This is a genomic window from Salipaludibacillus sp. HK11, assembly GCF_047795645.1.
GTDB lineage: Bacteria > Bacillota > Bacilli > Bacillales > Salisediminibacteriaceae > Salipaludibacillus.
In genome coordinates this window covers 2,364,423-2,376,470 of record NZ_CP181045.1, presented here as the reverse complement: position 1 = coordinate 2,376,470, position 12,048 = coordinate 2,364,423, and the positions used below count along the sequence as shown (strand labels likewise).

Here is a 12,048-nt window from a genome sequence, read left to right as displayed (position 1 = left end):
TCACTATTATACTTGTATTATACAATCTTAATGAGTTAATACCAAGTGATAACTCCAGGTACTAACTATATTGATAAATAACTGATTTTTGTTTACTGTATCAATATTTGCGAATTGGGGATTAAAATCGATATAATCAAGAAGGAGATCAACTTTTAAGTGCAAACGAGTTGAATCAATTCCATTTTATTGTGAAAGAATTAGAAAAGAAGATCGGGGCCGATAACTATGTTTATACTGACTATTTTATATATCATGCTTCTTGCTGCATGGATATTGCCAATTACTTTGAAGGTGAAACAAAGCGTACATATGCTTCAGTTAAATTCTTTTCGTAATGAACATTATGATAGATGGATGAATACCAACAGAAATAAAGTGTTTCATATGGTGGAATTATCGTTTCTTCTTCCACTAATAGTGGTAGTTTTTACTTCTACACAAGCACTTATTTTTGTTGCGGCGATTATCGTATTTGTAGTAACATTTATTGTTTTTTGGAAAACTAAATCGACAGAGTATAAAAAGCTTGTCTATAGTCAAAGAGTCCAACGTCTTTTAGCTACAACGCATATTTTGTATGGAGTTATCGCCTGTGCAGCGATTGTCTTAATGATTTTTGTTCCATTTGTGATCGTTATCATTTTATTAATTAGCTCTGAAGTTCTAGCTTTTTATGTTGTAAGACTGGCGAACACTATTAACGAACCGATTGAAGCGCGGATTAACCAAGGAATTGTTAACGATGCAAAACGTTTAATGCAGGCTTCTCCTGATTTAAAAATAATCGGAATTACTGAAAGTTTTAGCAAAACAAGTGTGAAGCATGTTGTTCATGCAATTTTATCTGCTAACTATAATGTGCTGGTCACGCCTGAAAGTTATCATACAAAACTAGGTGTGGCGAGAATAATTAATGAGCAACTCAAAACAAATCACGATATTTTTATTGCTGAAATGGGAGCGGAACAAGAAGGTTATATTAAAGAAATTTGTGACCTTCTTCATCAACAAGTTGGGGTTATTACACCAATTGAGGAACAGCATTTAAAAACATTTACAACGGTAGAAGAGATTAAGAAAATAAAGCATGAAATTGTTGAAACATTATCAGAAAAAGAAGGAGTCGCGATATTAAATAAAGATGATGACAATATGATTTCTTATAAAGGAAACAATTCTTGCCGGAAGGTCTATTATGGCATCGATGCTGAGGACCTCGATCTTTGTGCATCAAATATTAAATATACAGCGAGTGAGATGTCATTTACTGTAACATTGGCATCTGGAGAAGTAGAGATATTCCGAACGAAATTATTAGGGGAACAAAATGTTTATAACACTCTTGCTGGAATAGCAGTTGGCTTGGAAATGGGGTTGTCGTTGAAACAAATGGTACCGTCTGTGAAAGAAATGAATCCATTGACTCATCGTCTTGAGTAGAAGCACTCAAGTGAATCCTAGAGATCAATAATAGGGAGACGAAGTGATATTAGATTAAAGGAAGAAATGATGAAAATGAAAACAGGTTATTTCTCCAGAACTGAAGAAATAACCTGTTTTTAAGATATTATCCATTCACGGGTGCTTTCGTACTTCCTTGGATTTGATAGTTCTGTTGCTCTCTTGTTCATTCTCGCGCAGTTCTGCTACTAGTACGTACCTTTCAGGAGCGGAACCAACAAAAGTAAATGGGTAACAAGTTGAAACAGTCAGTGTTGCTCGAGGGCGAGGGACAATGACGGTGCGATCATCTTCATCAACGATGCGGACTTTTTTCACTTTATACGTAAATTCACCAGCCGAAGTAGTAACGATTAATAAATCATTGATACCGACTTCACCTAGTCGTCTGAAAACAGTGTCACGGTGCCCTGCCAATACGGAATTGTCATTTTCACCAGGTAGGACACTCCCGGAAAAATGTCCTACTCCTTTATCTAACTCGTCTTCATCCGTGCCATGATATATAGGTAACGTTGCATCAAGTGTAGGTATGTATAATTCACCGATGAGGTCTCCTATTTCTGGGATTTCTGAGTATAGCTGCTCTTCGCTTCTCGTTGGCAAAACTCTCTGACTAGCGTCTTTTTTTTCAATTAAGGAAAAAGTTTTTTCCTCTTGTTCGTAATCTGATGCTTCATAAGTTTTATAAATAAGGTACCCTTTGAAAAAAGTATATGCATTTGTTGTGGAAAACCAAAGACCCCCGACGATCATGATCAAACTAAAAAATAGAAAAAACAACCGTTTTTTAGTAGCTATCTTTTCTTGCATATTAAACGCTTTTTAATCTGAATTTTCGGTAGAAGAAGAAACCGAATAGTGTTATAGAAAGTCCGAAAGCAATATCTGTCATATAATTAGAAGCCGTTTTAGGCAATTTAGCCCCGTGTTCTGTTTTTGTTATCGAACCAGAATCACTTTTCGAAGGGGGGACAACTTTTTCCACATCAGAAACCTTAGTTTCTTTTTGTTCAAGAATATCCTCTGTCTTCTTTAAGTCCATCCCTGTTTCAATAATTAATTCAGATCCTAGCATGTCAGCAGTAATTAAAATATCTGCAAGAAAATCACCTTGCTTATTATAAAGTTCAATCAGTAGGTCATAGCCTTCAGATGTTGTCATCTTAAAAAGTGCATCTAGTGAAATCGCTACTTGTTCTTCCCCTTTAACGAGATAAAACTTAGCATCCATTTCCAATAATGCCATTAACTCAGAAAAAATATCAAGCAGTTCGGCTACTTGCTTAGCAGTTAATTCTGATGCACCATTGAAATCCTCAAAAGCAATCATTCGATTAGCGAGTGCTTCTAACTTATCCATAAAAGCATCATCATAATCTAACATCATAAAATGCTCAAATAACCGTTCCAATTCATCTATAGTTAAACCAACTTGGTTAAAAATATCATCAAAATCTTCGTCACTAAATTCAAAATAATCCTCATCAGAGTAAAGATAAACCCAAATAGCAAAATCAAGGTCTTCAACGTACTCATAATTATCTAGTGAATCGTCGAACTCAGCTAATAGAGAAAGAAGTTCTTCGTAAGTGAGATTGTATTCTATTAACAACTTGTCTATACCATCTTGTGATAACGGAGTCGACGGATAATAATAATAATCATAAAGGTCCCAATCTAAATCATCTAAAAACTTATATTGATCAAAAATGGTTTCTCCAACTTCTATTAACCCATATTCGACGAGGAGATTCGTTGCTTCTTCTAATGTCAATTCATATTCTTCCAGTAGTTCATTTAAATTCTTTACCGTTAAGACAGGACCACAAAAATCACGTAACTCATCAATATCATTAAAATCTTTTACTTTCCATCCATAGAAATCTAAGTACTCAATTAAGTCATTCTTTTCCCAGTTGATTTCCTGTAAAAATGAATTAACTTCCTTTTCCTTTGGTGCAGCATTTCCTGCAGATGGAAAACTAACAAAAAATATACTAACTAATAAAGCTATGAATAATCCTTTCATAGCAACTCCTCCTCGTATTCAATTGTCATTTCTATCATATTATAAGTCGAAAAGAAAATAATAGATAGCATTATTTTTACAATATTGTAAAAACTTTCGGAGGTAGGGTTAGAAGAATTTGTGGATCTGTAAAAAAGGAAAATAACCGGATTAAACTAGCGTTAGGAAGAATAAAGTTTTTTGAGACGGGTATAGTGCGAATATGAGGAGGGGAAGTGCATGAGTAAACGATTGTTTTTACGAAGTATGATTATAATCGGAATCGCATTATTCTTAATGTCTTGTCAATCGAACGAAACAGATAACTTAAATAATGCCAGTTCAAATGACCAAATTGAAAATAACGAACCCGCGAATAATCAAACAGATAATACTCAAAGGAATAATAGCACGGATAAATTTAATGAACAGGACAACTCAACAGAAAAAACTCAGTTGAGCGAAATGTCAACCGATAATTGGGAAGTAGAAACGTTGGCTGAGAATCTTGAAATCCCTTGGTCGATAAATATTCATGATGGTACGGTGTACATGACAGATAGACATGGGCACATTTTAGAAATAGCGGATGGAGAAGTTGAAAGAAACGAGATAGACACATCTAATTCTATTGAACATACAGGTGAAGGCGGTCTTCTTGGCTTTATTCTTGCTGATGACTTCTCAGAGACAGGGCTGGGCTTTGCTTACTATACATTTCAATCGAATGATAACTCGTTATTGAATCGAGTGGTTCAGGTTGAAAAACAATCTGATGGAGACTGGACTGAGATCGACGTTCTTTTAGATGATATACCAGGTGCGGCAACCCATAACGGTGGTAGATTAGCGATTGGCCCCGATGAAATGCTATATGTAACAACTGGAGATGCAAATAGTCCAAACGATTCCCAAGAAGAATCTAATTTGTCAGGTAGTATTTTAAGAATGACACAAATGGGAGAAGTTCCTTCAGACAATCCAACTGAGGATTCATATGTCTATAGTTACGGACACCGTAATCCACAAGGATTGGCATGGAATGAAACTGGAGAATTATACAGTTCAGAGCATGGTCCGACTGCTCAAGATGAAATTAATCTTATCCAACCAGGTAATAATTATGGTTGGCCAGTGATTGAAGGCAATCAAACAAACGAAGGAATGGAAGAACCATTGATTCAATCAGGTGAAGATACATGGGCACCTTCAGGTATTGCATTTTGGGATAATCAATTATTAGTAACCGGTTTAAGAGGAGAAAGCCTCTATTACTTTAATGAAGATGAAATGGAAATGATCGAAGTTTTTCAAGGGGAAGGTAGACTTCGAGATGTGAAATATCAGGATGGCGCTATTTACCTTATAACGAATAATACAGACGGACGAGGAACACCGCAAGATAATGATGACCGTTTGCTTAAATTAACGATTACTGACTAATATTTTTGAAGAAGGTCTGGTCATAGGTATTGTTGGATTTACAAGTTACTATATAGTAATATGATAAGTGATTAGAAAAAGGAATCAACTTATTAAATTTTTGTGATATACATTTCATTTAAATGGTTTGTAATGAAAAGGTGGTGGATTTATGGATTATTCGTCTGATATGAAAAACCGTTTGAAGCGTGTTGAAGGACAAGTAAGAGGCGTCTTGCGAATGATGGATGAAGAAAAGGATTGCAAAGATATTATCACACAAATGTCTGCCATTCGTTCTGCATTGGACCGGGCAACTGCTTATGTCGTTGCTAGAAACCTTGAAACGTGCCTTAGAAATGAGGCAGAGTCCGAAGAGAAACGAGAAGAAGTAATTGAAGAAGCTATTAATATGCTAGTGAAAAGTAGATAGTAAGATAGTGTGAACGATTTGGTCATCTGGACCATTGTTTTCTTCATTAATTATAAAAAAGAAAGCCGAGGGACTAATCTGGCTTTCTTTTTTTATGACCTGGATTGACTGTTTTTGATTGATTTTGAATAAAATTAAATAAATCTGATTGATTTTTATTGATTTTGATTGATGTGTGAGATATAATGACAATAACAGCAGAAAAGGTGTGAATGTAAATGCTTACTTTTGAGCGTTACGATAAAATCCTAAGTTTACTTCAAGAACAGAAAGTAGCAAAGTTGCAAGAGCTAGTAGATGAAACTGGAGCTTCAGAGTCAACAATTCGAAGAGACTTAACGATCCTTGAAAACGAGCAAAAATTAAAGCGTATTCATGGTGGCGCTTCCATTGTAAAAAGTAAAGTAGACGAACCAACCATGATTGAAAAGAAACAACAATTCAATACTGAAAAGAGACAGATTGGGAAGAGAGCAGCCAGTTTTGTGAAAGATGGGGATTGTCTCTATATTGATGCAGGAACGACGACACAAGCGATGATCCCTTATATAGAAGCAAAGGATGTTGTGATTGTTTCGAATGGTCTAAATATTATCGAGCAATCCATGCTACATCATTTCCGAACCTATGTTGTAGGAGGATATGTAAAAACTGGAACTCATGCATTCGTCGGTAAGGGAGCCGTTGATGCGATTCAAGAATTTCGTTTCGATAAAGCTTTTATGGGTACGAATGGTATTGATCTCAATTTCGGTTTCTCTACTCCTGACCCTGAGGAAGCGCATATTAAAAAACTTGCTATTAAGCAATCATCGCAGGCTTATGTGTTAGCAGATCCATCAAAATTTGGCGATGCAACATTTGCAAAATTTGCAAATATTGAGGATGCAATACTTATTACGATCGACGGGAAAGATGATGATTATATTGAAAAATTATCAAATTTAACCAATTTAGAGGTGGTGAATAACGATGATATACACAATCACTCTTAATCCTTCTGTAGATTATTTATTGGAGGTAGAGCAATTCAGTCTAGGGAAGACAAACCGTGCTGAAGCTCAGAAGATGGTCCCGGGTGGAAAAGGGATTAATGTTTCAAGAGTACTAAAGAGGTTTGGTACCTATTCAGAAGTGTTAGGGTTTACGGCAGGTTTTACAGGATCATTTATTAAAGATGAATTGAACAAAGAGGGAATTATTCACAGGTTTATTGATACAGAAGGACAAACACGAATCAATGTGAAACTTCAAACTGACATGGAAACCGAAATCAATGGGAAAGCTCCAGAAATACTTGATTATCACGTTGATAAATTAATGAAACAATTAGATATGTTGGCAAGTGGAGATGTACTTGTATTATCAGGTAGCGTGCCATCGATACTATCCACTGAGATCTACAAAATCATCATAGATCAAGTGAAACAAAGAGGAGTCGTGACTTTCGTAGATACTAGCGGTCTTCCTCTTAAAGCGGCAATTGAGGCTAAACCATTTCTAATCAAACCGAATCAACACGAGCTAGAAGAACTATATGAAGAGTCAATTTCCGATCTTAAATCTGCTGTTAAATTAGCTAAAAAAACAGTAGATGCAGGAGAAGTTCAGAATGTACTGATTTCCATGGCTGGGGAAGGAGCTGCTTTAGTTACAAAGGAGAATTCATTTCTCGCAACCGTTCCACAAGGTATTGTGAAAAATTCAGTCGGAGCAGGAGATTCGATGGTAGCAGGTTTCTTGTTTGCCTACATGCAATCGACGGAAATCGAAGAGGCATTTCGATTTAGTGTTGCGGCTGGAAGTGCAACAGCTTTTTCAGAAGATTTTTGTTCGTTAAATCAAGTGCAATCATTAATTAAAGAAGTGTCAATTGAAACTAATTAAGAAGGGGTGATTATGTTGAAAATAACAGAATTGTTAACAAAAGAGACAATGATATTAGACCTTGTTTCTTCAACAAAAAAGGAAGTCATCGATGAATTGGCAACGAAACTAGACAAGGCTGGAAAATTGCAAAACAAGCAATCATTTATCGAGGAAATTCATAAACGAGAAGAACAAAGTTCAACAGGGATTGGCGAGGGCGTAGCGATTCCTCACGCGAAAAGTAAGTCTGTTAAAGAGCCAACAATTGTTTTTGGTCGATCGAAGACAGGCGTCGATTATGACGCGCTAGATGGGGAGAAAAGTCATTTGTTTTTCATGATAGCAGCAAGTGATGGGGCTAATGATCTTCATCTTCAAACATTATCAAGGTTATCAACGTTGCTAATGGATGAAGATTTCCGAAAAATATTAATGGAAGCTCGTTCAGAAGAAGAAATTTTAAAAGCTGTTGATCAAAAAGAAAAAGAAAAAATTGATGCAACTAAAGAAGAGCAGGCAACTGATTCAACAGAAGAGCGACCGTTTTTTGTTGCAGTTACAGGCTGTCCGACAGGGATTGCTCATACGTATATGGCAGCTGACGGATTAAAGGCCAAAGCAAAAGAATTAGGATATGATATTAAAGTTGAAACAAACGGCTCAGATGGGGTTCGAAATAGATTAACGAAGGCTGATATTCAAAGGGCTGATGCAGTTATTATTGCAGCTGACACAGATGTTGAAACAGCACGTTTTTCAGGCAAGAAACTAATAAATGCTCCTGTTGTAGCAGGTATACGAAAACCTGCGGAGTTGCTAGAAAAAGCTGCTAGTGGCAATGTATCGGTTTTTCAAAGTGGAGAAGCCTCTAGTGGATCGGATGAAGAAGAAGGAAAACGTCCAGGTTTTTATAAGCACTTAATGAATGGTGTTTCAAACATGTTACCATTCGTTGTCGGTGGAGGGATTTTAATTGCTCTCTCATTCTTCTTTGAAAATCCAGTTGATGGAGAACCTTCTGCTTTCGCTGATATTCTATCCGCAATTGGTGGAGCTAACGCATTCTTCTTAATGGTTCCTGTATTGGCAGGGTTTATAGCAATGAGTATTGCCGATAGACCAGGTTTTGCTGCAGGTATGGTCGGTGGATTAATGGCCGCAAATGGAGATGCAGGTTTCTTAGGTGGAATTATTGCCGGGTTCTTGGCAGGGTATCTTGTACTTGGATTAAGAAGAGTATTCTCATTTGTTCCACAATCTTTAGACGGAATTCGTACGATTCTTTTACTACCGGTATTTGGTATTTTCTTAACAGGTTTAGCAATGCACTTTCTTGTCACACCGCTTAGCGCAATTCAGGGAGGTCTTGTAGATTGGCTTTCTGGACTAGGAACAGGGAATATTGTTCTCTTAGGTATTTTATTAGGTGGAATGATGGCAGTTGATATGGGTGGACCGATTAACAAAGCGGCATTTACATTCGGTATTGCAATGATTGAAGCAGGAAATTTCGCACCACATGCGGCGATCATGGCAGGTGGAATGGTTCCGCCGTTAGGAATTGCTTTTGCAACGACTTTCTTCAAGAGTAAATTTACAAGACAAGAGCGTGACGCTGGGAAAACAAATTATGTACTAGGGGCATCCTTTATTACAGAAGGGGCGATTCCGTTTGCGGCATCTGACCCAGGAAGAGTAATCCCTTCAATTATTGCTGGTTCTGCCGTTGCTGGTGGATTGGCAATGGCATTTGGGAACGCAACAGAGGCTCCGCACGGAGGAATCTTTGTTCTACCATTTGTAGATAATTGGTTTATGTATGTTGTAGCTATTTTAGCTGGTGCAGCAGTGACTGCAATAATGCTCGGTTTTTGGAAAAAGAAAATTGTAGCATAAATGATTAAAAGGTATGTGAGCTTTAGTGCTCTCATACCTTTTTTTGTAAAAAATTAGGAATTATTTCAACAACTCCATTAACTCATCGAGATTTTTGATTTCATAATCTGGTGTTACGTCATTACGTTCTTTTTCAAACCGATTCAACCAGACAGATTTTATGCCTGTTCGATTGGCACCGAGAATATCTGTCATTAAATTGTCACCAACCATAAGAACTTCTTCTTTTTTCTTGTCGATTTTGTTTAAGGCATAATCAAAAATTGTTACATCCGGTTTTCCACGACCGTATGCTCCAGAGATAATAATCTCATCAAAGTAAGGCTCGAGTTCCGGAGTAATTGTCAATTTTACGTTTTGTAATTCAGGCGAACCATTCGTTAACATTAATAGAGAATAATCCTTGCTTAGCTTTTCTAAAATAGGAAGTGCATCGTCAAATAGGAACGGCACTTTTTTTCTTTCCGCTGGAAACCGTTCCGCAAGCACGGCGGCTAATTCAATGTCGTTAATCCCTAGAGCCTGAAGCCCTTTTGTCCAGGCATCTCGTCTATATTGTGGAACAATCTCTTTCATTTTCTGAAAGTCATCGCCAGCATCATTGAAATTTCCCCATAACCCTTCAAAAGGATTAATGCCAATCATTTTGGTGAACTCGTATGTGTCATAACTAGCATATAGTTCTCGAGCATGCATGCGCACAGCATGTTCTAAATCAGAGGGCTGAATTTCATGAAATGTTGCTGCATAGTTACATGTCGCTTCAAATGCTTTTTGGACACTCTTTTCGTCCCATAGTAACGTGTCATCTAAATCGAAAAAAATCGTGTTAATCATCGTATCCTCCTGTGAATAAATAGTATGCACGTATCAGTCATGCTTCATTGTTAATAATGTTTGCAAATCGCCTGAAAATCAAGAAGAAACTTTACTATGACTAGGTTACAAATAGCGTATATAAAAAAACTGATAATGTAAACCATCTTTTTAAGGGATAGTGAAGAAAATAACGAAAAAGGAGAACGATAAATGTTGATGTAAGGCGTAAAACGTTGACGTATCAATATAAAAGTGTTAATATTCAAATAATTATCAGCTTTGTACATATTTAGTTGTTGGTATCAGAAGTACATTCATACTAATGATATCTCATTGTTATCTAGAGTGGCAGAGGTTTTTTCACACTATTAAAGTGTATTCAACCCTTGTTAGGGATGGATTTCTTTATTAGCAAGATATTTTTCTAAAATAAGCTAGGAGGCCAAATCATGACAAAGAAAGCGAATCAGTTTGGAACGGCAACACAGTTATTGCATGCAGGACAAGTACCTGATCCAACGACAGGATCGAGGGCGGTACCAATCTATCAAACTACTTCCTACGTATTTGATGATGCAGAACATGCAGAAAGGCTTTTCTCTTTACAAGAACCAGGTAATATTTATAGTAGAATTATGAACCCAACCGTTGACGCATTTGAGAAACGAATGGCGATTCTAGAAGACGGAGTTGGAGCGTTGGCAACGTCATCTGGAATGGCTGCGATTACGATGACGATTATGAATATCGCTCATGCGGGAGATGAAATTGTTGCGGCATCGAACCTTTATGGTGGTACATACAATTTATTTGCCGTGACACTACCAAAGTATGGTATTAATGTCCATTTTGTTGATGTAACCAATCCAGAAGAAGTCAGAAAAGCGATTACACCGAAAACAAAAGCTGTCTTTGCAGAAACAATTGGAAACCCAAGTCTTCATGTATTAGATTTTGAAGCAATATCTGATGTTGCTCACGAGGCAAAGATTCCACTAATCATTGATAATACATTTGGTTCTCCAGCAAATTGTAAACCTTTGCAATTTGGGGCAGATATTGTTATTCATTCTGCTACAAAGTGGATTGGAGGGCATGGAACAACGATTGGCGGTGTCGTCATCGATGGGGGAAGATTTACTTGGAATGAAGAGAAATTCCCTGGGTTTCATGAGCCTGACAACAGTTACGGTGGCCTCGTTTATGCACGTGATTTAGGCGATCTTGCTTTCATTATGAAACTTCGGGTGCAATTGATGAGAGATTTGGGATCTTGCTTAAGTCCTTTTAATGCTTTTCAACTTCTTCAGGGACTAGAAACATTATCGCTTCGTATGGAAAAACACCAAGATAATGCCATGCAAATTGCCAAAAAACTAAAAGCACATCCTGCAGTGACATGGGTAAGTTATCCAGGATTAGAGGAGCATTCTTCTCATGAATTAGGAAAGAAGTATTTAAAGAATGGATTCGGAGCGATCGTCAATTTTGGAATTGAAGGCGGCATTGATGCGGGGCGTGATTTAATCCGTAACGTCAATTTGTGGTCTCATGTTGCTAATGTCGGAGATGCAAAGAGTTTAATCATTCATCCTGCTAGTACAACACATCTTCAGCTTTCGAAAGAAGAAATGATTTCAGCAGGGGTTACAGAAGATTTAGTTAGGTTGTCTGTTGGTCTTGAAGATCTTCAAGATATTTTTGAGGACTTAAATCAAGCTTTAGCAAAAGCGACAGGAAAATCAGCAGAAGAATCTATTAATGATAAACAGGCTATCATCAATGAGGCAAATGCTTCTGCGATTGAACATACAGACGATGGACCACGAAAAAAAGTGATATACGTTACAAATGCTTCCGATAGAAACAGCCAAAGTATTAAATATTGGAAACGATTAGGTTACCAAGTCGTTTCTGAACAGTCAGATGGCCAAGTAGTTGATTATCTATATGTATCGTCTGCAAAAGAGTCTGTTAAAATAAAAGAATTAGTAGCACAAATAAATCCGAAAGCAATATTTACGAATGAAGATAACGTAACAAAATCAATCGAAGAAAAAATTGACGGTGTAGAAGTTATTACCGTTTAATTTAAAATATCGTACTATTTTAACATCCCGTTTTCTCTTGTATA

10 protein-coding genes are annotated in these 12,048 nt (G+C 36.9%); 7 read left to right on the top strand and 3 right to left on the bottom strand.

Going from position 1 to position 12,048, the window contains the following annotated elements; translation table 11 throughout:
- The first annotated feature begins 228 nt into the window (after nucleotides 1–228).
- A complete protein-coding gene (locus tag ACM26V_RS11720; RefSeq protein WP_416151591.1) occupies nucleotides 229–1,443 on the top strand; it encodes a Mur ligase family protein in 1,215 nt (404 codons plus the stop codon).
- Between the two features lie 135 nt (nucleotides 1,444–1,578).
- Here the strand turns inward: ACM26V_RS11720 and ACM26V_RS11715 are convergent, their stop codons facing one another.
- Nucleotides 1,579–2,277, bottom strand: a complete 699-nt coding sequence (locus ACM26V_RS11715; RefSeq protein WP_416151590.1) for a class D sortase — start codon at nucleotides 2,275–2,277, stop codon at nucleotides 1,579–1,581.
- Between the two features lies 1 nt (nucleotide 2,278).
- Nucleotides 2,279–3,496: a processed acidic surface protein gene (locus ACM26V_RS11710; RefSeq protein WP_416151589.1), complete on the bottom strand. Its 1,218-nt coding sequence runs from the start codon at nucleotides 3,494–3,496 to the stop codon at nucleotides 2,279–2,281.
- A gap of 219 nt (nucleotides 3,497–3,715) precedes the next feature.
- On the opposite strand from ACM26V_RS11710, the gene ACM26V_RS11705 reads away from it, so the two are divergent.
- The 5 genes from ACM26V_RS11705 to ACM26V_RS11685 all read left to right on the top strand — a co-directional run bounded on the left by ACM26V_RS11705 (nucleotide 3,716) and on the right by ACM26V_RS11685 (nucleotide 9,095).
- Nucleotides 3,716–4,918: a PQQ-dependent sugar dehydrogenase gene (locus ACM26V_RS11705; RefSeq protein WP_416151588.1), complete on the top strand. Its 1,203-nt coding sequence runs from the start codon at nucleotides 3,716–3,718 to the stop codon at nucleotides 4,916–4,918.
- Between the two features lie 151 nt (nucleotides 4,919–5,069).
- Nucleotides 5,070–5,330: a metal-sensitive transcriptional regulator gene (locus ACM26V_RS11700; protein ID WP_416151587.1), complete on the top strand. Its 261-nt coding sequence runs from the start codon at nucleotides 5,070–5,072 to the stop codon at nucleotides 5,328–5,330.
- A 218-nt stretch (nucleotides 5,331–5,548) separates the two neighbouring features.
- Entirely contained in the window at nucleotides 5,549–6,325 is a 777-nt protein-coding gene (locus ACM26V_RS11695) for a DeoR/GlpR family DNA-binding transcription regulator (protein ID WP_416151586.1), read from the top strand.
- Nucleotides 6,303–7,217, top strand: coding sequence for a 1-phosphofructokinase (gene pfkB, locus ACM26V_RS11690; RefSeq protein WP_416151585.1), 915 nt, complete (start codon nucleotides 6,303–6,305; stop codon nucleotides 7,215–7,217). Before ACM26V_RS11695 ends, pfkB begins: the two co-directional genes overlap by 23 nt.
- 15 nt (nucleotides 7,218–7,232) lie before the next feature.
- Nucleotides 7,233–9,095 carry a fructose-specific PTS transporter subunit EIIC gene (locus ACM26V_RS11685; protein WP_416151865.1) on the top strand — a complete coding sequence of 621 codons (1,863 nt, stop codon included), beginning with the start codon at nucleotides 7,233–7,235 and terminating at the stop codon, nucleotides 9,093–9,095.
- A 60-nt stretch (nucleotides 9,096–9,155) separates the two neighbouring features.
- Here the strand turns inward: ACM26V_RS11685 and ACM26V_RS11680 are convergent, their stop codons facing one another.
- On the bottom strand, nucleotides 9,156–9,932 hold the full coding sequence (locus ACM26V_RS11680) for an HAD family hydrolase (protein ID WP_416151584.1): 777 nt from the start codon (nucleotides 9,930–9,932) through the stop codon (nucleotides 9,156–9,158).
- 431 nt (nucleotides 9,933–10,363) lie between these two features.
- Between ACM26V_RS11680 and ACM26V_RS11675 the strand changes: the two genes are divergently transcribed.
- Nucleotides 10,364–12,004: an O-acetylhomoserine aminocarboxypropyltransferase/cysteine synthase family protein gene (locus tag ACM26V_RS11675; protein ID WP_416151583.1), complete on the top strand. Its 1,641-nt coding sequence runs from the start codon at nucleotides 10,364–10,366 to the stop codon at nucleotides 12,002–12,004.
- Nucleotides 12,005–12,048: the final 44 nt, after the last annotated feature.

Excerpts from the sequence above, each read along its gene's own strand:
- ACM26V_RS11675 (WP_416151583.1), top strand. The coding sequence starts at position 10,364 with ATGACAAAGAAAGCGAATCAGTTTGGAACGGCAACACAGTTATTGCAT.
- ACM26V_RS11680 (WP_416151584.1), bottom strand. The coding sequence starts at position 9,932 with ATGATTAACACGATTTTTTTCGATTTAGATGACACGTTACTATGGGAC.
- ACM26V_RS11720 (WP_416151591.1), top strand. The coding sequence starts at position 229 with ATGTTTATACTGACTATTTTATATATCATGCTTCTTGCTGCATGGATA.
- ACM26V_RS11700 (WP_416151587.1), top strand. The coding sequence starts at position 5,070 with ATGGATTATTCGTCTGATATGAAAAACCGTTTGAAGCGTGTTGAAGGA.
- ACM26V_RS11710 (WP_416151589.1), bottom strand. The coding sequence starts at position 3,496 with ATGAAAGGATTATTCATAGCTTTATTAGTTAGTATATTTTTTGTTAGT.
- pfkB (WP_416151585.1), top strand. The coding sequence starts at position 6,303 with ATGATATACACAATCACTCTTAATCCTTCTGTAGATTATTTATTGGAG.
- ACM26V_RS11705 (WP_416151588.1), top strand. The coding sequence starts at position 3,716 with ATGAGTAAACGATTGTTTTTACGAAGTATGATTATAATCGGAATCGCA.
- ACM26V_RS11695 (WP_416151586.1), top strand. The coding sequence starts at position 5,549 with ATGCTTACTTTTGAGCGTTACGATAAAATCCTAAGTTTACTTCAAGAA.
- ACM26V_RS11715 (WP_416151590.1), bottom strand. The coding sequence starts at position 2,277 with ATGCAAGAAAAGATAGCTACTAAAAAACGGTTGTTTTTTCTATTTTTT.